Annotated in this window: 18 protein-coding genes; 14 read left to right on the top strand and 4 right to left on the bottom strand. The window is 42.5% G+C overall.

The features are described 5' to 3' along the window. Nucleotides 1–297: 297 nt before the first annotated feature. The 3 genes from BCU91_RS01045 to fadI all read right to left on the bottom strand — a co-directional run bounded on the left by BCU91_RS01045 (nucleotide 298) and on the right by fadI (nucleotide 4,186). Nucleotides 298–486: a hypothetical protein gene (locus BCU91_RS01045; protein WP_241904012.1), complete on the bottom strand. Its 189-nt coding sequence runs from the start codon at nucleotides 484–486 to the stop codon at nucleotides 298–300. A gap of 263 nt (nucleotides 487–749) precedes the next feature. Next, nucleotides 750–2,870 carry a fatty acid oxidation complex subunit alpha FadJ gene (gene fadJ / locus BCU91_RS01050; protein WP_102530714.1) on the bottom strand — a complete coding sequence of 707 codons (2,121 nt, stop codon included), beginning with the start codon at nucleotides 2,868–2,870 and terminating at the stop codon, nucleotides 750–752. Between the two features lie 5 nt (nucleotides 2,871–2,875). Then, nucleotides 2,876–4,186, bottom strand: a complete 1,311-nt coding sequence (fadI, locus tag BCU91_RS01055) for an acetyl-CoA C-acyltransferase FadI (RefSeq protein WP_076537168.1) — start codon at nucleotides 4,184–4,186, stop codon at nucleotides 2,876–2,878. A 400-nt stretch (nucleotides 4,187–4,586) separates the two neighbouring features. Here fadI and BCU91_RS01060 point away from each other — a divergent pair, with 400 nt between their 5' ends. The 14 genes from BCU91_RS01060 (at nucleotide 4,587) to BCU91_RS01125 (ending at nucleotide 21,545) form a co-directional block, all read left to right on the top strand. Next, complete coding sequence (locus BCU91_RS01060; protein ID WP_102530715.1) at nucleotides 4,587–5,543, top strand: MoxR family ATPase; 957 nt, start codon at nucleotides 4,587–4,589, stop codon at nucleotides 5,541–5,543. An 18-nt stretch (nucleotides 5,544–5,561) separates the two neighbouring features. Then, nucleotides 5,562–6,509 carry a DUF58 domain-containing protein gene (locus BCU91_RS01065; RefSeq protein WP_241904013.1) on the top strand — a complete coding sequence of 316 codons (948 nt, stop codon included), beginning with the start codon at nucleotides 5,562–5,564 and terminating at the stop codon, nucleotides 6,507–6,509. Continuing rightward, nucleotides 6,510–7,061: a DUF4381 domain-containing protein gene (locus BCU91_RS01070; RefSeq protein ID WP_102530716.1), complete on the top strand. Its 552-nt coding sequence runs from the start codon at nucleotides 6,510–6,512 to the stop codon at nucleotides 7,059–7,061. Then, nucleotides 7,049–8,053, top strand: coding sequence for a VWA domain-containing protein (locus BCU91_RS01075; protein ID WP_102475692.1), 1,005 nt, complete (start codon nucleotides 7,049–7,051; stop codon nucleotides 8,051–8,053). The genes BCU91_RS01070 and BCU91_RS01075 overlap by 13 nt, the downstream gene beginning before the upstream one ends. Then, nucleotides 8,053–10,041, top strand: a complete 1,989-nt coding sequence (locus BCU91_RS01080; protein WP_102530717.1) for a VWA domain-containing protein — start codon at nucleotides 8,053–8,055, stop codon at nucleotides 10,039–10,041. Before BCU91_RS01075 ends, BCU91_RS01080 begins: the two co-directional genes overlap by 1 nt. Next, nucleotides 10,035–11,657, top strand: a complete 1,623-nt coding sequence (locus tag BCU91_RS01085; protein ID WP_102520699.1) for a BatD family protein — start codon at nucleotides 10,035–10,037, stop codon at nucleotides 11,655–11,657. The genes BCU91_RS01080 and BCU91_RS01085 overlap by 7 nt, the downstream gene beginning before the upstream one ends. 96 nt (nucleotides 11,658–11,753) lie before the next feature. Beyond that, nucleotides 11,754–12,317, top strand: a complete 564-nt coding sequence (locus BCU91_RS01090; RefSeq protein WP_102437495.1) for a sigma-70 family RNA polymerase sigma factor — start codon at nucleotides 11,754–11,756, stop codon at nucleotides 12,315–12,317. After that, entirely contained in the window at nucleotides 12,310–13,014 is a 705-nt protein-coding gene (locus tag BCU91_RS01095) for a DUF3379 domain-containing protein (protein ID WP_102475695.1), read from the top strand. Before BCU91_RS01090 ends, BCU91_RS01095 begins: the two co-directional genes overlap by 8 nt. Before the next feature lie 161 nt (nucleotides 13,015–13,175). Beyond that, the gene (putP, locus tag BCU91_RS01100) at nucleotides 13,176–14,627 is read left to right on the top strand and encodes a sodium/proline symporter PutP (protein WP_102475696.1); all 1,452 of its coding nucleotides are present in this window, start codon (nucleotides 13,176–13,178) and stop codon (nucleotides 14,625–14,627) included. 404 nt (nucleotides 14,628–15,031) lie between these two features. Then, on the top strand, nucleotides 15,032–16,303 hold the full coding sequence (locus tag BCU91_RS01105; protein ID WP_102475697.1) for an outer membrane protein transport protein: 1,272 nt from the start codon (nucleotides 15,032–15,034) through the stop codon (nucleotides 16,301–16,303). Nucleotides 16,304–16,542: 239 nt separating this feature from the next. Further along, the gene (locus tag BCU91_RS01110; protein ID WP_102530718.1) at nucleotides 16,543–17,616 is read left to right on the top strand and encodes an efflux RND transporter periplasmic adaptor subunit; all 1,074 of its coding nucleotides are present in this window, start codon (nucleotides 16,543–16,545) and stop codon (nucleotides 17,614–17,616) included. A 3-nt stretch (nucleotides 17,617–17,619) separates the two neighbouring features. Then, complete coding sequence (locus BCU91_RS01115; RefSeq protein WP_102530719.1) at nucleotides 17,620–20,883, top strand: efflux RND transporter permease subunit; 3,264 nt, start codon at nucleotides 17,620–17,622, stop codon at nucleotides 20,881–20,883. A gap of 22 nt (nucleotides 20,884–20,905) precedes the next feature. Next, nucleotides 20,906–21,115 (top strand): DUF2892 domain-containing protein, encoded by a 210-nt coding sequence (locus BCU91_RS01120; RefSeq protein ID WP_102437507.1) that lies wholly within the window; start codon nucleotides 20,906–20,908, stop codon nucleotides 21,113–21,115. Nucleotides 21,116–21,209: 94 nt separating this feature from the next. Then, entirely contained in the window at nucleotides 21,210–21,545 is a 336-nt protein-coding gene (locus tag BCU91_RS01125) for a rhodanese-like domain-containing protein (protein WP_102520711.1), read from the top strand. A 100-nt stretch (nucleotides 21,546–21,645) separates the two neighbouring features. On the opposite strand, the gene purU is transcribed toward BCU91_RS01125, so the two are convergent. Continuing rightward, nucleotides 21,646–22,518: a formyltetrahydrofolate deformylase gene (gene purU, locus BCU91_RS01130; protein ID WP_102530720.1), complete on the bottom strand. Its 873-nt coding sequence runs from the start codon at nucleotides 22,516–22,518 to the stop codon at nucleotides 21,646–21,648. Nucleotides 22,519–22,793: the final 275 nt, after the last annotated feature.

Consider the following 22,793-nt stretch of genomic DNA (forward strand, 5'->3'; position numbering starts at 1 on the left):
ACTGAACTTGCTCACAACCCTTACATAAAGTATTCAGAATCGACAACAAAATTTGCCCATAACCCATACATTAAATACACCAATTCAAGCATCGCTTAAGGAGATAAAATTATGTTTAACTCTTTATTAAAAGCACTAGGAATTGCACAGCCGCAACGTAAGAAAGTTAAATTACCTGAAGGCCTTGAGCATCTAGAGGTCATCCCAGCTAAAGCATGGTGGAACTAAGTCTTGTAGTGATATTTTACAGGCAAAGAAAAAGGGAGCATTAGCTCCCTTTTTAATACGCTGAATTTGCTAAAAGTATTGTTGCTGTTCATTACTAACCGCTAGTTTACGGGTTAATAAATATTTATGACTGTTGAACAATGGGTAAGCCAGAGGGCCCATCAACAAACCGGCAAATGACCATCTTTTTACTGCCATACCTTGAGCAAAAGCACAATTGCCAAGATAAATCGACGATAAGATTGAAATAATAAACACTAGAAATACCACTGAAACCTCTACAATTCATTCAGTTAACATCATTTCTTAAGCTCGTAGCATTAAGTTTTTGTGTTCAATGCTAGCTTTGGTCACATTATAACCAAGCCAAATACTCAAAGCTATGGGGATTTTTAATTGAGCCACAGTCAAAATATTCCGCAGTGTACATAAAACAGGCAAACCTCTGCCACTTTAGAATGAAAAAGCGGCATTATGTTGCCGCTTTGTTAAATGTGTAATCCTTAAAGTCTTAGTTTAGACTAATAAAAACTCGCTCCCTCATCAGCCATTTTGACTAATCTTTCACAAGGGGCAAATCTTTCGCCATGTAATTGCTGATACTGACGTAATTTTGACACTAGATTATTGATCCCCATGGTATCCATATAACGGAAAGGACCGCCTAAGAATGGCGGAAAACCAATTCCAAAAATAGCACCGATATCACCGTCTCTTGCATTGGCAATAATGCCTTCATCTAAACAACGAACAGCTTCGTTTAGCATCTGCACAACACAACGCATAGCAATATCGCTTTCACTACCACTTAACTGATTATTAATGCCTAGTACTTGATATACACTTTCATCCACTAGTTTAGCTTTGTTTTTCTTGTTGCCGTATTGGTAAAAACCTTTGCCGTTTTTACGGCCTTTACGGTCATCTGCAAGTAACTTATCAAATGCACTTGGAGCTTCAAAGCGCTCACCCAGTTCTTTAGTTAAGATCGGCGCGATCTTAGCACCAACATCAATACCTACCTCGTCTAGCAAAGTAATAGGTCCTACAGGGAAACCAAACTTAACTAACGCTTTATCTAAAAATTCAATTTTTTGCCCTTCAAGAAGCACTTGCGCAGCTTCATTCATGTATAAGGCTAAAATACGATTTACATAAAAACCGGCTCCGTCTTGAACAACAATCGGTGTCTTACCTTGCTTACGAGCAAAGGCCACTGTCGTAGCAATGGTTTCTGGAGAGGTTTTCTTGTGCGCAATCACTTCCACTAACGGCATTTTCTCAACTGGCGAGAAATAATGCAGACCAATCACATTTTCAGGTCGACTGGCCGCTTCGGCAATTTGGCTGATTGGTAATGAAGATGTGTTAGATGCAAAGATAGTATTTTCATGACATTCACGTTCTACATCTTTCACCATTTGATGTTTTAATGCTAAATCTTCAAATACTGCTTCTACTACGATATCAGCATCTTTTACGCCGCTATATTCAGTGGTTGTCGTCATTAACGCCATTAGATTATCTCTAACTGCCGGAGTCATATGACGGCGCTTAACGCCTTTGGCTAACAACTTATAAGCATAAGCCAACGCATTACTTAAGCCGGTTTCATTGATATCTTTAACACGAGCAGGAATTTTAGCTTTGGTTGTCGTCACAGAGGCTATTCCGCCACCCATTAAGCCACCACCAATAACCAGTGCCTTGTTCACTTTGCGAGGTTTGCCCCCTTCTGCACCGGTTTCTTTTTTCATTTCTGTGGTTGCAAGGAATATACTACGAAGCGCTTCTGACTCTGGTGACATAATAAGTTCAGCAAAATGACTTGCTTCAACTTCTAAGCCTTTGATCATGCCTTTATTCATACCCTGCTTAACACAATCAATGATTTTAGCAGGAGCTGGATAATTACCCTGGGTTTTCTTCATCACTTGTTTAGCGGCTTGATCAAAAATAATGTCACGAGTCGTACTGGTTGATTCAAGCAACTTGTTTAAAGCAGACTTTTTAACCACTTTAGCAGCAGACTTGCCTTTTTTTGCCATGGCAACTGCAGTCTCAAGCAAAATAGACTCTGGAACAACGTCATCAACCAAGGCTATTTTCAGTGCTTGTTTCGGACGCAGCTGCTTACCTGTTAGCATCATATCGAGCGCTGTAGTAATACCGACTTTTCTTGGTAAACGTTGGGTTCCCCCGCCACCTGGTAATAACCCAAGTTGAACTTCAGGCACACCCATAATAGTTTTCTTACTGTCGCTGCACACACGCAAATGACACGCTAGCGCTAGCTCTAATCCACCACCTAAGCAGGCACCGTTAATAGCAGCAACAACCGGTATAGTGAGGTTTTCTAATTCATTAAATACCACATGCCCTTGTTGTGATAGTTCTTTGGCAGCAGCAACACTGGTACAGGCATCTAACATGGTGATGTCAGCGCCAGCAACAAAAGAGTCAGATTTTCCTGAAATAATCACTAAACCTTTAATGCTAGCGTCAGTTTTTATCTCGGTAAGAATGTCACTAATTTCTGGGCCAAATTCTGCTTTTAAGGTGTTCATGGTTTCACCAGGAACATCCATAGTCAAAACCGCAATACCGTCTTCACGGCGTTGTAAATTAAATGTCTTTTCCATCAGAATTACTCCACTTCTACTATCATTGCAGCGCCAAGACCACCTGCTGCGCAGGCTGTGGCTAAACCGGTTCCACCACCACGGCGTTTAAGTTCACGACATACTTGAGTGATCAAACGCGTACCCGTAGCCGCAAATGGATGCCCATAAGCTAATGAACCTCCTAGTACGTTAAATTTACTCATATCGATTTCACCAATCGCACGATTTTGGCCTAACTTTTCTGCAGCAAACTTTTTAGAGCCAAACATTTGCATGTTGGCTAAGGTTTGCGCTGCAAATGCTTCATGCATTTCAATTAAGGTTAAATCTTCTAACTGCATACCAGCACGCTTTAGTGCTAGCGGCGTAGCATAAGATGGCCCCATTAACATATCTTGCCAAACATCAATGGCAGTAAAGGCATAGCTCTTAATGTAACCAATAGGCTGATAACCTAATGCTTTGGCACGGCCTTCACTCATTAAGATAATTGCTGATGCGCCATCAGTTAGCGGCGTACTGTTGGCTGCGGTAACTGAACCATGTTTGCGATCAAAAGCTGGACGTAATTTAGCGTAAGACTCTAAAACTGAGTTTTCACGAATGTTGTTATCACGATCAATAAACTGCTTATAAGGAGGCACATGAGCCGTCATCACTTCATCGCGTAAATTACCTGAGTTCCAAGTTTCTGTTGCCAGAGTATGTGAGCGATGAGCCAGTGCATCTTGATCGGCGCGGCTAATTGAATAGGTCTTAGCCATTTGCTCAGCCGTTTGCCCCATTGACAAACCGGTAGAATATTCTGCAACCGCTGGCGGTACCGGCATTAAGTCTTTTAAACCCAAACGACGTGCAATGGCGAATTTTTGTTTAAAGGTACGGGCCTTATTTAAGTCCACTAGCGCATGAGCCAGCTTTTTTGACACGCCAATCGGTAAAACAGAAGATGAATCTGCGCCGCCAGCAATACCAATTTCAACATTACCAGTCATGATTGACTCAGCCACATTCACTGCCGATTGAAAACTTGTCGCACAAGCACGAGTGACACTGTAAGCATCCGTTGATACATCCATGCCAGTGCCTAATACGATTTCACGAGCAATATTTGGCGCAGCAGGCATTTGCACAACTTGACCATAAACTAATTGCTCAATGGTTTTTGGGTCTAACTCTGAGCGAGAAAGCAATTCATTAACCACCATTTTGCCCATATCTAAAGCTGAAACGCCATGAAATGCGGTGGCTTGTTTGGCAAAAGGCGTTCGTAAACCCGCTACAATTGCAATGCGCTCGCCGCGGGCATTGGTTACTTGTTGTCTATCACTCATTGTTCACCCTCTTTTAATTGTTTAGCCTTTATAGGCTTTTCAGTGAAAATCCATTTTGTCAGCGTTATCTGGTCTGACCATAAAAGTGTGATCTGATTCTAACTTTTAATTAGCAAGTTTAAAACACCCGTATGAAAATAACCTGACAATTTCCAACAAAATTAACAACCCAATTGAGATTTATATATTAAATACAGAAGGTTAAACTTTAGAGCATTAGCTTTATTAATATATTTAAGTATCGATTAAAGCTAGCTAACGCACCTTTAGTTGCAGCTAATGAACACCACGAATAAATAAAAATGAAATTCTGTTAATGCTACTAGCCAAAGGCCAATAAAATTCATTAACATAGAGTGAATTAGATAACGTTTTTTAGACAATAAATTTGAGTATCATCATGCCTTTGAGTCGATTTCATTCTTTACGCGCTTATTTAGATAATGTCATTTTGGGACAACCGGTTTTAACTGAAAATATGCTCATCGCACTTATTGCCGATGGTCATTTACTGGTTGAAGGCCCTCCAGGTTTAGCCAAAACCCGTGCAGTAAAAGCATTATGTGATGGCGTTGAAGGCGACTTTCATCGCATCCAGTTCACGCCTGATTTATTACCAGCGGACTTAACCGGCACCGATATCTATCGCGCTCAAACGGGTACCTTTGAATTTGAAGCGGGGCCGATTTTCCATAACTTAATCCTTGCCGATGAAATTAACCGCGCTCCAGCGAAGGTACAATCCGCTTTACTTGAAGCCATGGCTGAAGGACAAGTAACCGTAGGTAAACACAGTTACCCGCTGCCAAAACTCTTTTTAGTGATGGCAACCCAAAACCCACTTGAAAACGAAGGGACTTACCCGCTACCTGAAGCGCAATTAGATCGCTTCTTAATGCACTTAAATTTAGATTACCCAAGTGCCGATACCGAGCGTCAGATTTTGCGTCAGTCTCGTAACGAAGCACTGACTCATCAGTTACCGACCATCGAGCCTGTGGTACAAGCAGATGTATTTTCTGCCCGTGAACAAGCGATGGAACTGTACTTAGCTGAGCCCCTTGAAAGCTATATCGTAGAAATTATTATGGCTACTCGTCAGCCAGAGCGTTATAGCCCAGAACTAGCCAAGTGGCTTGAATACGGCGTGAGTCCCCGCGCTTCAATTTCATTAGAGCGCTGCGCGCGAGCCAGAGCCTGGTTACATCAACGCGATTTTGTCTCACCTGAAGATATTCAAGCTGTGGCGCCTAATATTTTACGCCACCGTCTACTGTTGAGTTATCAGGCACAGGCAGAAGGGATTAGTGCAGATCACGTCATTAATCATATTTTAAGCCAAGTGGCTGTACCTTAATGTTGAGTTATAGCCACTATGTCAGTAACCGCTATGTCAATTGAAAAAGAGTTGCCGCTATTTAGTAATGGCGTCAACCTTAATGAGCAAGAGCTAATAAGTTGCCAGAGTATTGCCCGTGCGATGCCTGAGAAACGTAGCCGCGCAAAAGCCAGCCTTGCAGGCCATAGAAGCAGCCTCATAAAAGGGCGTGGAATGGAATTTGCCGAAGTGCGACATTATCAAAATGGTGATGATGTGCGCACCATAGACTGGCGCGTTACGGCCAGAACTGGCAAGGCCCACACCAAATTATTTATTGAAGAACGTGAACGCCCTATTATCTTGCTGGTCGATCTAAGTCATAGCTTATTTTTTGGCTCGAGTTTGCTTTTACAGTCTCTGCAAGCCGCCCATGTCGCAGCAACACTTGGCTGGAACGCCATTAACCACGGTGACCGTTTGGGGGCATTGATTGCCAGTGAAACCGAACATGTGGAGTTAAAACCCCGCAGTCGCCGACAAGGTATTTTGCAGCTCACATCAGCATTAATCAAAGTGCATCAAAACCAGTTAAATCACTTTGATGAATTACCCCAAGATCCCCAGCATATTTTACGGGCTTGCCAGCGATTGCAACGCATCGCTAAACCCGGCTCACTGGTATGGATAATTACTGATGGCCAGCACTTTAGCCAAGAATGTTTAGCGGCACTCACCGAGCTTAAACGCCATTGTGATGTGGGTGCCTTTATTATTACAGACCCATTACGACAAGGTACTTTAGCGTTACCAAAGCGATTTTCACTGCCTGTACGTGATGGTAAGCAACAACTTACCTTAACTCGCCATAGCTACGATGTGTGGTTAAATGAACAGTTAGCTCGTCAACAGCAGTTTATTGAATTAATGAAAATGCTCAAAGTTCAAACCCGCTTTATCGATGCAGGTAAGAGTCTTAGCGATCAATTGGAACTATTACGTTAGATGAATGCTCCTCAAATCAATCCCGCATTAATGCAAATGGAAGATATCGTGCTGCCGCAGCCAATATCACAATTGCCCATTGCCCCCGGTTATTGGCTAGTGGCGATTATCATTATCGCGGCTGGTGTCATCACTTTCATCAAGCTGCGAAAACGTGCCAAATATCACGCCCCGAGAAAGGCCGCATTAGCGCAACTACAGCAACTTGATATAAATGACAGTCAATACCCAAGCCAGATTAATAGCTTACTAAAACGAACTGCCTTGAGTTATTTACCCAGACAGGATTTTGCACAACTTGATGGCGACCAATGGTTCAAATGGCTTGAGCTAAGGTTACCGCAAGCAGAGCAAGGCCAAATTGGCTTGTTATTAGCCAAGCGTTATCAAGCTTGTGGCTTAAATGCAGCTGAAAAGCAGCAGTTATTTAAGTTAGCCAAGTCTTGGTTAACTCAAAAAGCTCGCTTTGCGCCCCTTAATGCCATCAAAAGCAACGCTAACAGCGCAAATACTCAAGCAAATAGTCCACAGGAGGCATCATGTTCTCTATAGCATGGCCGTGGTTATTGCTTTTACTGCCATTACCTTGGCTGTTAAAACCAAAGCGCGTTTCAAAAAATAATGGCGGTCACCTGCAACTTCCTGGCATCGCTAATGCTGATCAGGTCATATCAAGCCATGCTGACAAACCATCCCGTAAATTGTATTGGTTAATGTGGGCATGTTTATTGTGCGCACTTGTCAGGCCCCAATGGTTAGGCGAGCCTATAGAGCTGCCATCTGAAGGGCGCGACTTAATGCTGGCAGTAGATTTATCCGGCAGTATGCAAATTGAAGACATGGTTGTTGAAGGCAAAACGGTTGATAGATTGACCCTTATTAAACATGTGATTGGCGACTTTATCGAACGCCGTAATGGCGATCGCCTTGGGTTAATTTTATTTGCCGATCACGCCTATTTACAAGCGCCACTGACCCAAGATAGACGCTCGGTGGCAAAGTTTCTCGCCGATAGTCAAATTGGCCTAGTGGGCAAACAAACCGCCATTGGTGAATCAATTGCATTGGCGGTGAGACGCTTTGATAACGTTAACGACAGTAACCGAGTGCTCATTTTACTCACCGATGGTTCAAATAACGCAGGTAACATAGAACCTGAAGTGGCAGCTCGCATCGCTGCAGAGCGCAATGTCACTATTTATACCGTCGGTGTTGGCGCTGAAATACTGGAAAGACGCAGTATTTTCGGTACTGAAAAAGTAAACCCGTCAGCAGATCTTGATGAAGCGCAATTACAACAGCTTGCAGAAATGACCAATGGTCATTACTTTAGAGCCCGTAATAGCGAAGAGCTAGAAGAAATTTATCAAAAAATTGATGAATTAGAGCCTGTCAGTCGCGACCAATTAACCTACCGCCCCCAAAGCGAGTTATTTTACTGGCCATTGTTGTTAGCGTTATTAATCAGTTTAAGTATTAGTCTACGTAGTCAAATGAATTTACCTAAAAATCTGACTTCAGCCTTTTACAAGGAGGATAAATAATGAGTTTGCATTTTATCCGCCTTGAATGGCTATTGGCCTTAATTCCATTAACCATTATTGGACTATTTTTGTGGCGCCAGAGTAAAAATAACTCTGCATGGCAACACTATATTGCCCCTCACCTTGCTAGCACCCTGATCAGTGAGTCTGCACACATCAAAAAACAACCCAAATGGTTATTAATGCTGTGTTGGTTTATTGCGGTTGTGGCCATATCGGGCCCTGCCGTGAATAAACAAAGCCTACCTGTGTTCGCTAGCGAGCAAGGGCGTGTACTGGTAATGGATATGTCTTTATCCATGTATGCAACCGATCAAAAACCTAATCGACTATCCCAGGCCAAATATCGAGCCACCGATTTTTTAACCAATTTAAAAGAAGGTGAAACTGGGTTAATCGCTTTTGCGGGAGATGCATTTACTATTAGTCCGTTAACCCGTGATAGCTCTACCCTATTAAATCTGCTCCCAACCTTAAGCCCGGACATTATGCCCGTTAGAGGCTCAGATTTAGCCGCCGCCCTTACCCTTGCCCAACAGTTATTAGGTCAAGGCGGGCATATCAGCGGTGATATTATTGTGATGACCGATGGTGTTAATGCAGCCCAATATGCGCAGGCAGCAAAAGCGCTGGATGGCAGTCGATATCGAGTATCGGTGATGGCATTTGGTAGCCAACAAGGCGCAGCAATACAGCTGCCAGATGGTCAGCTCATGCGCGATAATGCCGGTGAGATCGTGGTTGATAAAACTGACTTTTCATTGCTTGATAAATTGGTTACTCCCACTGGCGGTTTAATGTTACCAGCACGGGCAGACGGCGCAGCACTGGGCCAACTCGAAGCATGGCTTGCTAATGATGGTAATGCAAAAGCCACCGAACTTGAAGGTGAAGCTTGGCAAGATTTAGGCCCTTATATTGCCCTCCTGTTGATTATTCCAGTACTGCTGAGTTTTAGGTTTACAGTACTGCCTATGGTGAGTGTCCTCACGCTAGGCTTATTGATGCAGCCAACTCCTGCTTCAGCTAATAGCTGGGATGATTTATGGCAAACCGCCGATCAACAAGCCTCAGAGCAATTTAATCAGGCTCAATCAGCAGAAGACTATTCTAAAGCTGCCGAGAAATTTGACCAGCCTCAATGGCAAGCTAGCGCCCAATATAAGGCTGGTGACTATGAAAATGCCTTAAGCGGTTTTGAGCAAGATGACTCTGCCAATGGTTTATATAATCAAGCCAATAGTTTACTGCAGCTCAATAAAATTGATGAGGCGATAAAGCGTTATAAGCAAGCATTAACTCAACAAGCAGATTTTCCTCAGGCAGAGAAAAACCTCGCTTTGGCTGAGCAAATGAAGCAGCAACAAGAGCAACAGTCGGAGCAGGATCAGCAAAGTGATGACAACCAATCATCTGACCAGAAGTCAAATGATGAGCAGTCATCAAATGATCAATCTCAAGGAGATCAATCACAGCAAGATCAATCTCAAAGTGATGAGTCTAGCTCTGAGCAATCTCAACAGCTGCAGTCTCAAAATGACCCGTCACAAGAAGAGCAATCTGCGAATGATTCTCAGCAGGATCAGCAATCTAGTGACTCTCAACAAGATGACAGCCCCAATGAGGCTGACGAAAGTTCATCAGCTTCATCTCAACAAAATGAGCAACAAGCCGATAATAATGAAGCTGAAATGCAAGCTAACAGTCAAGATAACCAAGCTCAAGCTGAGCCTGAAACTGCTGAGCAACAAGACAAGACTCAACAACAAGCTCAAGCTGCTGAAACATCAGAACAACAGCCAGAATCTGAGTCTGGCACACCAGTGGCCTCATCGGCTTTATCTGAAGAGCCGCTGCCAGCAGATTTAGAAAGAGCACTTCGCGCAGTCAGTGAAGATCCACAAGTATTAATTAGAAACAAAATGCTATTGGAATATCAAAAGCGTCGTCAAAACGGCCAACTTCCTAAGGATAAACAACAGTGGTAAACAGAATCATTTTAGCCCTAGTCGCTATTCTTTTTACAGGGCAAGCACTCGCGGTCACTAACATTCAAGCAACGGTGGACCGTAACCCCGTCATGCAAGGTGAGTATTTTGTATTAAACGTCACCGCAGATGATGATGTTAATGCAGGCTCATTAGACACCTCAATATTGCTAAAAGACTTTGTTGTCGGCCGCACTAGCGTAGGACGAAGCACGCAAATCGTTAACTTCAACTCCAGTAAAGAAACCCGCTGGCAAGTATTATTATCGGCTAAAAATAGCGGCACTGTGACTATTCCTGCCTTTACTATGGAAGGTATTCAATCTAATCCCATCGAGTTAACGGTTTTAGATGCTGGCTCCCAGCCTCAGCAAATGCGCAATTTGTTTGTGGAAGGCGAAGTTAGCACTCAAGAAGCTTATGTGGGCCAATTAATTACCTATAAAGTTAAGCTATTTTTAGCTGCTGAATTACAGCGTGGTGTCATTAGCGCCCCAGAAATATCAGGTGCTGAGATCAAGCAGCTTGGCGAAGATCAAGACAGTGTTGAAGTGGTTAATGGCCGCCGTTTTCGCGTAATTGAGCGAACCTATGCCATGATTGCCGATACTCCAGGTAAACTCGCCATTAAAGGTGCGAGTTTTTCAGGTGATATTTTAGTTGAAGCACCACGACGTGGCGGCATGTTTGGCTTTAATGAAAGCCGTCCGATGCAAGCTGCTGCTGAAGATACTGAAATCATAATTAAACCCATACCTGACAGCTATCAAGGTGATTGGCTCGTCAGTGATTTATTAATCGCTAAAGAAGTGTGGCCTGAAGACAGCAGTGAATTTGAAGTGGGTAGCCCAATCACCCGCACCATTAATATCATCGCATCTAATGCTGACAGTAATAGCCTGCCTGACATTGAATTAGCTATGCCAAGTGCGCTGAAATCATATCCAGAAAAACCAGTTAGACAAACTGTACTTAGAGAAAACCATGTAGTGGCCCAGTACAGCCTTACCACTGCTATCGTGCCAACCAAAGCTGGAACATTTACCCTTCCTGAAATTACAATTCCGTGGTGGAACTCGCAGCTACGTCAGCAGCAATTTACCACCATTCCAGCAAGAACAGTGACCATTGCAGCTAATCCAGAACAAGCACCAACGCCAATTACACCTGAGGTTACACAGCCCAGCAATAATCCTGGTTTTTGGCCTTGGTTAACACTGCTATTTGCCGCATTATGGCTTATCACAATCGCCCTGTGGTTAAACGCCCGTAAGCAAAAGTCGCTAACAGTTACCTCTGAAAATGTTGATGTTCAGTCCTCCTCTGCTCGAGTGAGCATCAAAGACATCAGCCTCGCCTGTGATAAAAATGATGTATCTCAAGTCATTACATTACTGCAGCAGCATTTTTCTACATTACTAAACAAACCAATGAACTTGGCTGATATTAGCCAGTTATCAACTGCGCTAGCTCAAGCAACTCATCAATTACAGCAGGCTAAATACAGCCAATCTTCAACATTTGTTGATAAAGCGGCTTTATTAAAAGCCATTGAGAGTTACAGTCATAATTCTGCAGTAAACTCCCCATCTGCACTGAGTTCGTTAAACCCTTAACGAATAAACTGATTGAATAGCAAGCATAATTATACTTGCTATTCATCAGTAACCTTTTAAGCTATCGAACATAATATTTTTAACAAAAAGATAAAAATGTTTGATAGCTTGCGAAATAAAAAGTCCGAACCCACGGTCATATCTGACATGTTAACTAAACAACGACGATACGACAGCCTCGTCCGGGCACTTCACGCAGATATCTTCCGATATGCCTATTGGCTTATCGGCGATAAACATGTTGCTGAAGACGTCACTCAAGAAACCTTTTTACGTGCATGGCGTGCGCTTGACTCTTTAAAAGATGACAAAGCCGCTAAAGCATGGCTGATCACTATCTTGCGCCGAGAGAATGCCCGTCGATTTGAACGTAAGCAGTTTGACTACAGTGATGTAGAGCAAGAGTTGCTTGAAGACCAAAAGTCTTCCACTACCGAAGAGCAAACAGAGCAATATTGGCTACGTAAACAGATCGGCTTATTAGAGATTGAATATCGAGAGCCATTACTGCTGCAACTCATTGGCGGTTTTAGTGGTGAAGAAATTGCAGAGTTGCTTGAACTTAATAGAAACACCGTCATGACGCGATTATTTCGTGCCCGTAATCAATTAAAAGACGCTTTAGAGTCTCCTGAAGTTAGAGGTCAATCAAATGGATGATCTACAATTTCGTCGCCATGCCTATGACGACCCCAACAGCCAAGATGAAGATTTCTTGGCACAAATTGCTGCGTCTGAGTCTGATGCAAAGTTAGTCAGTGAATTAAAAACATTAGACAGTAAGCTTACCCATGCGCTTAATATTGATGTGCCTAATGATTTAGCAGATAAATTATTATTACGTCAGCAACTGAATAAACATCAGGAGCAAAAAAAGCATACTCGTTATTTAATGGCTATGGCTGCATCCGTGGCATTAGTCATCGGTTTAAGTTTTAGCATGTTAAAATTTGCCCCAGTTGACTTAGCTGAGCATGCGCTCGCTCATGTATACCATGAACCCAAATCAATGCTGGTTGATCAAAATGTTGGCTTTGAAGATGTTAATTTTAAACTGGCTGGTATTGGCGGTTTAGAAAACGCCAAATTCATTCAACAGCCTGGAAAAGTGTTTTATACCTCCTATTGTGACTTTCAAGGAGTTAAAAGCTTGCACTTAGTGATGGAAGGTAAAGACGGTAAAGTCACCCTCTTTATTGTCCCGGCTGAAAATAGAATGGTTACCGAAGAAGCTTTTGCAGATCAACACTATCAGGGCTTGGGCTTTCAAACAGCTGGGGCATTCATGATGTTAGTTGCAGAGCAAGATACTGATTTACAGTTTGTTAAATCTGAAATAGAGCAAACCTTTATCTAGTTATAGTCACAACCTGTAACCATCTCCTATCAATTAGATAATAAGCAGTCAATGTAAACTTATTGAGTGCTTGTTATCACATCAAATTTACTTCCCAAATTGTGCACTGGCTCATACATCTGCTAGCATATGCGCCACAATAATAAAAATACGGAAGTATCATGACCATAGAAACCCCCATTCTAATCACTTTTATCGGCTACCTCGCGTTAATGATGGGGATTGGCTACTGGGCTTATCGTAAAACAGATACCGTTGACGACTATATTCTGGGTGGCCGAAAAATGGGCCCTGCTGTCACCGCCTTAAGTGTTGGTGCATCAGATATGTCAGGTTGGTTATTACTTGGCTTACCTGGTGCAGTGTATTTAGGCGGCTTAGGTGAAGCTTGGATTGGTTTTGGACTGATATTTGGTGCCTGGCTCAACTGGCTTTTTGTCGCCAAACGTTTACGTATTTACACTGAACTGGCTGACAACTCGCTGACATTACCTGACTTTTTTGAAAATCGCTTTCATGATAACCAAGGCGTATTAAAAATGGTTGCTGCGGTCACCATCTTAGTCTTTTTCACCTTTTATACCTCATCAGGTATGGTTGGCGGCGCAATATTATTTGAAAAAGTATTTGGCCTTGATTACACCTTAGCACTCATTATAGGTTCAGTAATCATCGTTTCTTACACTTTTGTAGGCGGTTTCTTTGCCGTCAGTTGGACTGACTTTTTCCAAGGCTGTTTAATGTTAGTGGCCTTACTTATTGTACCTGTAGCCATCTTCAGCCAACCTGAGACTCAAGAAAACCTGCAGCAACTTGACCCTGCCATGCTGTCGTTTGTCAGTGAAAACACCACAGTCATCGGCTTAGTGTCATTACTGGCTTGGGGTTTAGGCTATTTTGGCCAGCCACATATTCTATCTCGCTTTATGGCCATTGGCAGCGCTAAAGACATTAAGTTATCTCGTCGCATTGCTATGAGCTGGATGGGTATTTCTCTGATTGGTGCATTGGCAACGGGTATCGCTGGTACCTTGTATTTTGCCGACACTCCCCTAGATAACCCAGAAACTGTATTTATTCACCTTGCCCATGCTGCGTTTAACCCATGGGTTGGCGGCTTGTTAATTGCAGCAATTTTATCAGCGATCATGAGCACCATTGATTCACAGCTTTTGGTTTGTTCAAGCGTAATAACTGAAGACTTTTATCGCAAATGGATTAAACCCGATGCGAGTAATAAAGAGTTAATGCTCGTGGGCCGTTTGGGGGTTATCGCCATTGCTATTGTGGCCGCAGTCATTGCACTTAATCCTGAAAGCAGTGTCCTAGGGTTAGTGAGCTACGCATGGGCAGGCTTTGGCGCAGCATTTGGCCCTGTGGTATTACTATCACTATTTTGGCAGCAATATAGTCGTAACGGCGCTGTAGCAACAATTGTTGTCGGAGCGGTGACCGTGGTGGTCTGGAAACAACTCTCTGGTGGTATTTTTGACTTGTACGAAATAGTCCCTGGATTTTTGCTCGCCTCATTGGCAGGTATCTTAGTCAGTAAGCTATTTCCTGCAAGCACAGAGACGGTGGCCTCATTCAAGGTCTTTCGCCAGTCACTTTAGTGCTTTACAAGGTTAACCCTTAGTAAACACCTGCCGACTTTTTCGTTAACAACAATTAGTCGGCTGGCTCATTTCTAGAGTAAAGATTCTAAACTCAGCGTACAGGTGTTAGCTAAAAAGCAGCCCTAGTCACAATTCTTAATTACAGCAACCTAACAAAGTTATCACTATAAAATCAAACTCAAACCACTGAAATTACAGCGTTAACTCCCACAAAGGTTTGTAAGACCTTCTCACAATTATATTTAACAGCTCAAATCATTAACAAAAATGCAACACCAAAAGTCACTGGTCGGAGTTGTATAGCTTACTTGTGTTACCTAAGATGCGCTCAAATATAAGTGGCAGTGATATGAACACATGCAGTATTCATGCATATGCGACAATAAAGATGAGCAATAATTATGACTAAATTCAACAAGACACTACTGGCAGCAGCTGTAGCTTTAGCTAGTACTCAAACATTCGCAGCGGGTTTTCAACTCAACAGCCAGTCTGCAACCGGTTTAGGCCGCGCAATGGCGGGGGATGCCATCATCGCAGATAACGCTTCAGTATTGGCTCGCAACCCAGCGGCAATGGCATTATTTGATAAGACAGCAATTTCGGTTGTTGGTACTTATGCTGATGTGAATGTTGAAGTGACTGATGCCATGATTGGTGATGGTTCTGGTGATGGTCAATATTTAGGTGCTATGGATAATGCCGCTGAAGGTAAGCCTATCCCAAGTTTTTATTACATCAACCCAATTAATGACAAATGGGCTTTTGGTGTTGCTGCATTTAGTAACTATGGTACAGGCACTGATTTAGCCCCGCTAAATTCAGGTCACGACTTTAATACTCCAATCGATTTATTGGGTAACACTGAAGTGACTACCATTAACTTCAATGCCAGTGTGTCATATCGTATCAATGATTCACTAAGCCTTGGCCTTGGTATTGATGCCATTAAAGGTATGGGGACATTAACTCGACAAGGTGATTTTACAGTTCCTGTTTTTGGTGAAATACCACTAAACCTTGTTGATATTGATGCTGATGGCTGGGGCTTTGGCGCCATTTTCGGTCTTGCTTATGAAATTAATGAAAATAACAGAATCGGCTTAAGCTATCGTAAAAGCCCGAACATGAAGGCTTCAGGTGATATTGCTTATAACCCACCATTTGCTGCTGAAAACTTTGGTGAAATTGATATTCCTTTAGCTGATATTGCTCAGCTTGCTGGTTTTCATCAGTTAACTGACAAATTTGCTATCCATTATACAGCCCAGTGGACTAACTGGAGTAATTTCGACAACATCGAGCTTACTGACGGTGAAAATGGTACAGACAGCCATATCCTCAAGCATTATAACTGGGAAAACTCTTGGTTCTTAAGTTTGGGTGCAACATACGACATCAATGATAAATGGACCGTTAGAGCGGGTATTGCCAAAGACCAAGGTGTAGTCGGTGAAGTATCATCACTTTCTATTCCTGATTCAGACCGTACTTGGTATTCAGCAGGTTTTAGCTACCACATCAATGAAAAATCAAGCATTGATTTCGGTTACACCCTAGTGGCTGGCGAGAAAGTACATGTAATTGAAACCAGTGAGCTAGTAGGTCCTGTTAGTGCTTATACTGAATCAGGTGCTAACTACTACTCTTTACAGTACAACTACACATTTTAAGCAGACTGTTACTTAAACAGACTACATTAAACAGATTGAGTAAAATGGATAGGCATAACTTCAGTTTTTAAGGCTTCTTCTTCATAATTAAAACAGTTGATAATTTAAAAAACCATCGATGATCCATCGGTGGTTTTTTTATATCTGCTATACTTTCATTAGATTTTTCTCATAAATAAATTGCGCTTAATACTAAAGTCCATTAGAATTTTCTCATAAACAAATTTTTGAGGTGGAACATGGCAACCTTTCACAAACGCTTATCTTTATTTAGTGCAGTAATACCTACTTTGCTGGCTATTGTTAGCTATAGCGCTATAGCTGATACAGACAAACTAAAAACCGATAAAGCTTTTGATACCCTAACAGTCACTGAAACAGAGTCTGTTTCATCAATAATCATTGATGGACAAGTGGAAGCGATTAAAGCCGCTACCGTTTCAGCACAAACCTCAGGGCGCATTATTCAGGTCAATTATGATGTCAATGATGTGGTCACCGCGGGCGCGTCTTTACTTGAAATTACCAGTGATGAGCAGACCGCAGAATTTAATGCGGCAGAGGCTCAGCTTGCCAGTTCAGAAGCCATGAACTTTGAAGCACAAGCGACACTGACTCGTTATGCGGCGCTGTTTCCTCAAGGTGCCATATCTCAAGGGCAAATGGATGAAGCGACCGCCAATGCCAAATCCAGTAAGCAAGCGGTATCCGCGGCAAAAGCTCAGCTTAATAAAGCAAAACAAAGTTTAAATTACACTGTGGTTTCTGCGCCATTTGAAGGCCGAGTGACTGAACGCTTTATTGAACTCGGTGAAACCATTTCATACGGTCAGCCATTATTTTCCGGTTTTGATACCCGAGAGTTACGTGCCACTTTTAATGTTCCCTCGCGTTACTTAGCCAACCTGCAAGCGGCTAAGCAGCTTGAATTAACCTTAACCAATGGTGAAAAAGTTATCAGCAACGATATCAATGTTTACCAATTTGCCGATGCCAACAGTCATCAACATCAAGTAAGAATTAACTTTAGTCATCCTCAAGCACTCACCGGCCAATGGGTTAAAATCGCGGTACCCGTTAAAACCAGCAACGTGGTCATTATTCCCTTAAGTGCTCTTTATCAGGTCAATGATCTGGATGGCGTGTACCGAAAAGTGGGTCAGCACACCTTGTTAACACAAATTCGCCTCGGAAAAATTGACAAGCAACAGCAAACCGTTGAAGTGTTATCAGGTCTTGATAAAGGTGATGAAATTATCCTTAACGCCAGTCGCTACGTGTTACTGCGCGCAGCTAACCAAAGTAAGGAGTAGTTCATGGCTAATTCAGAACCTCGTTTAGGTATTTCTGGCACCATTGCTAAGAACTTTCAAACCAGTGCTATCACCCCTTTACTGGCTATTTTGGCATTACTACTCGGCTTATTTGCGGTACTCATAACCCCTAAAGAAGAAGAGCCGCAAATTGATGTCACCTTTGCTGATGTGTTTATCCCCTATCCAGGTGCAAGTCCTACGCAAGTCGCTAATCAGGTTACCTTACCTGCCGAAAAAATTATTTCAGAAATTAAAGGTGTTGATACCCTTTATTCATTCTCACAGCCTGACGGCGCCTTAATCATTGCCATCTTCAAAGTGGGCATTGCTCGAGAACAAGCTGTTGTCGATTTATACAATAAAATTTATTCTAATCTTGATAAATTCAATCAAGCCGCAGGCATTGGTGAGCCGCTGATAAAACCTCGCGGTATTGATGACGTACCTATTTTTGGTCTCACCTTATGGTCAGATGATCCCACCATGAACCCTGAGCAACTCACTAAAGTCGCTACGGTACTAGAAACTGAACTAAAACGTATCCCAGGCACCCGTGAGATATATTCTCAAGGTAGGCATGAGCTTATTGCCAATGTTCGCTTAGATCCTAGTAAGCTAAACAGTTTTGGGGTCACGATTGAACAAATTGAGCAAGTGCTAAACAGTAATAATTCCGTCTCAACAACAGGTTCATTAACCCAAAATAATCAAGAGATTAAGGTTCAAACTGGACAGTTTTTAGACTCAGTTGACGATCTTAAAAACCTGGTTATCAAAGTAATACCCGCTAATAACTCAATCACTGAGCCTGCCAGCGCCAAGGTGCTTTATTTAGCCGATGTTGCTGATATCACCTTAAAAAGCGATATTCAAAAGCAGCAGGTCTGGCATGCTAATCAGCAAGGTCAATTCCCTGCTGTAACCATTGCTATTGGTAAGCAAGCCGGTGAAAACGCGGTAGATATTGCCAATTTAATTACAGATAAAGTTGCCAAACTCGATAACTTACTTATTCCTGATAACGTCAATGTCGCTGTTTCCCGTAACTATGGCGCTACCGCGGGCGAAAAAGCCAGCACACTGATATTTAAATTAATTTTTGCTACCGCTGCAGTGGTGATATTGGTGCTATTAACTATGGGCGCCCGCGAATCAGCCATTGTTGGCGTCGCTATTATTATTACCTTAGCACTGACATTATTTGCCTCATGGGCATGGGGCTTTACCCTTAACCGTATTTCACTTTTTGCACTGATATTTTCAATTGGGATCTTAGTGGATGACGCCATTGTTGTGGTAGAAAACATTCACCGTCATATGGCGATGAGTAATAAACCGCTCACAGAATTAATCCCACAGGCTGTGGATGAAGTGGGCGGGCCGACAATTTTGGCCACCTTTACCGTTATTGCGGCATTACTGCCAATGGCGTTTGTTTCTGGCTTAATGGGCCCTTACATGAGTCCTATTCCCATCAATGCCAGTATGGGCATGCTTATCTCGCTATTGATTGCTTTTGTGATGACCCCATGGCTGAGTAATAAATGGCTTAATGCCAAAGCTCACCGAGGTAACACCAGCAGTGACCTAAATGAGCAACCCCATACAGAAACAGCCTCAACTAAATTACTGAGCTTTTTCACTTTCATCATGAAACCATTTCTTGATGGTGAACACGCCAGTAAGGCGCGTAAAGCTATGGCGTTAGGCATTGTGCTACTAATCGCACTCGCGGTGTCATTACCCTTCATGCAAGCCGTTGTGCTTAAAATGCTGCCTTTTGATAATAAATCGGAGTTTCAGGTGATTGTTGATCTACCTGAAGGCACGCCGTTTGAGCAAAATCAAAAACTGCTACAAGAGCTTGGACTTTATCTGACGACTGTTGAAGAAGTTGAACACTTGCAGTTGTACGCAGGCACCCACTCGCCAATGAATTTTAACGGCCTAGTGAGACATTACTTTTTACGTGAAAGCCAAGAAGTGGCTGATATTCAAGTCAATCTGGTTGAAAAGTCAGAACGTGATAGAAACAGTCATGATATTGCTATGTCAGTGAGAGAGCCTTTACAAGCCATTGGTGTCGCTTACAATGCCAATATCAAAATTGTTGAAGTGCCTCCAGGGCCACCAGTATGGTCACCGATTGTGGCTGAAGTTTACGCACCAACCACAGCGCTGCGCGAACAAGCGGCTAACGATTTAATGAGCCGTTTTCAGCAAACTGAACACGTTGTAGATGTGGATATTTATTTACCCGCACAGCAAAGCAAATGGCAAGTGAGTATTGATCGTAATCGCGCTGCAATTGCTGGGGTGGCTTACTCAAGTATTGTTAATACTATTCAAGCGGCAATTGATGGCAAAGATGCCAGTTACCTTTATCAAAGCAACTTGCACCTGCCAACACCAATCAGGCTGCAGCTTGATGAAGCCGCCAAGGTGGATATGCATCAGGTGATGTTATTAAAAATCCCTTCAGCCTCAGGAGCAATGGTCACCCTTGCTGATGTGGCTTCAATTAAACAAACCAGCATTGATACCACTATTATCCATAAAAATATGGTGCCCATGATCATGGTCATTGCCGATATGGCAGGCCCGACAGGCAGCCCTTTGTATGGCATGTTTGATATGGTAGCTCAAATAAACCATGAGCAAGAAAGTGGTGAAGCTGCATACCCAATGAGCCAATACTTTGCCAATCAACCCGACGGCTTAGATGAAGTTGCCGTACTATGGGATGGCGAGTGGAAAATAACTTATGAAACCTTCCGCGATATGGGTATTGCTTATGCGGTGGGTATGATTGCGATTTACTTATTAGTAGTCGCACAATTTAAATCTTATACCGTGCCACTGATTATTATGGCGCCCATTCCATTAACCATTATTGGGGTCATGCCAGGGCACGCAATACTCGGGGCGCAATTCACCGCCCCATCAATGATAGGCATGATCGCGCTGGCCGGTATCATAGTGCGAAACTCAATTTTGCTGGTTGATTTTATCCATCAACAGGCAACCGAAGGTGTACCGTTTGAACAAGCCGTGATCAATGCCGCCGCAGTGCGCGCCAAACCAATTATGTTAACGGCCTTTGCCGCCATGATTGGCGCACTATTTATCATTGATGACCCGATTTTTAGTGGGCTAGCAATCAGCCTTATTTTCGGGATATTTATTTCAACCATTTTAACCTTGGTCGTTATCCCAGTACTGTATTACGCAGTAATGAAAAACCGCCAAGGGATCCACAACTAATCTAACGTTTAAGGAGTTACTTATGTCTATTGAAAGATCAATTATGGCTTTTGCCGGCTTTATGGTGCTGTTATCTTTAGTGCTTACCGCTACCGTCAGTCACCATTTTATTTGGCTGACAGCATTTGTTGGTGCTAATCTATTTCAAAGTGCTTTTACTGGTTTTTGTCCCGCCGCTATGGTGATGAAAAAACTCGGTCTAAAAACCGAAGCTGAAAAAGCAACCCAATAGCATTGCAAAAATATATCAATAAGGAGCCACAGTGCAGCTATTAGATTGTAATAAATTGACCATGCAAACAGTTAAAGCGCTCACCCTACTTGCCATGTGCTTAATGGTATTAACAGTGAGTAAAATAAGCCTTGCCCAAGATATGAATCCCGTTATTGCGTGGGAAAAAATTAACAAGGGTGCGATGATATTGGATGTAAGAACCGCTGAAGAGTTTGCCGCAGGTCACCTTGAGGGCGCGATTAATATTCCCTTTAATATCGCCCTTAAAGAGCTAAATAAACAAAATATTGCCAAAGATACAGCCATCGTATTGTATTGCCGCAGCGGCCGCAGAAGCGGTATTGCCAACGATGAGTTAGCCGCTGCAGGCTACACTCAAACTTATAACGGTGGCGGCATTGCTACTTTATCAGCAAATAAGCAATAACCCGCTTTATTAACGCTTACAGCTAAATGAGCCCCTTATTGGATATAAAAAAGGTCTGCCAGATAACTCTGACAGACCTTTTTGTTACTTCATTAAAAGTCTAAAAAACCACGGTTTTGTTACCATAGACTACTACTTGTTCATCAAGGACAAGCTGCAGGGCTTTACTCAGGACGCTTTTTTCAACATCGCGGCCATTATGGGCTAGTTCTTCTGCGCTGAAACTATGATCAACATTAATCACATCTTGTTTGATAATAGGCCCTTCATCTAAGCAATTATTGACAAAGTGGGCTGTCGCACCAATGATTTTTACCCCACGCTCCCACGCTTGACGATAAGGTGAGGCGCCAATAAATGCCGGTAAAAATGAGTGATGAATATTGATAATGGTATTGGGAAACTCAGCGACAAACTCAGGAGTTAAAATTCGCATATATTTTGCCAATACAATGTAATCAGCATTATAGGTTTTTATCACCTCAAGCATCGCTTGCTCGTGCTGGGCTCGGTCTAAACCTTCATGACTAACATGATGAAATGGAATATCAAACTTTTCAGTTAAGCCTTGCAACACATCGTAGTTACCCACCACTGCAGCGATCTCAACATCTAAACCGCCATAATAGGACTTCATTAAAATATCACCTAAACAATGGGCTTCTTTGGTGACTAAAATGACTATACGTTTTCGGCCTGCATCCACCAGCTTCATGTGATTTTGTAGAGGCAGCACCTCAGTTAAGTCGGCCAATAACTGCTGATCGTTAATTTGTCCTTCAAGGACTGTACGCATAAAAAAGCGCCCTTGTTCATGGTCAACAAACTCGGTGTTTTTAATAATATTTAGCTTATGGGCAAAACACACCCCGGTAATTTTAGCGATAAGGCCTTTTGCATCTTCACAATCAGTGATCAAAATTTTTCGCTCTAGGCTTGCTGTATTGTTAACTGGGTTACTTTTAGACTTCATAAACTATTGGCTCACAAGAATTAAATCGATGACGTTTACATTCAAATAAAATGCAGCTGGCTAAAAACTATATTTTACTTTTAACATAGCTTTTATGGGAGATGTAATTAAATAACCAGATATATCAATAATTGATTTTTTTATAGCAACCTAATTATTAAGTAGTTAAAAGAGTTGCTATATTTATGAGGTTTTAATAATCATTTACGGGTGTCGAGGTACTTTTGCAGTAGTTTGCGCAAACTTTCCGCCTTAGTCCCAAATACCACCTGTAC

It is taken from the genome of Shewanella sp. 10N.286.52.B9 (assembly GCF_002873635.1).
GTDB lineage: Bacteria > Pseudomonadota > Gammaproteobacteria > Enterobacterales > Shewanellaceae > Shewanella.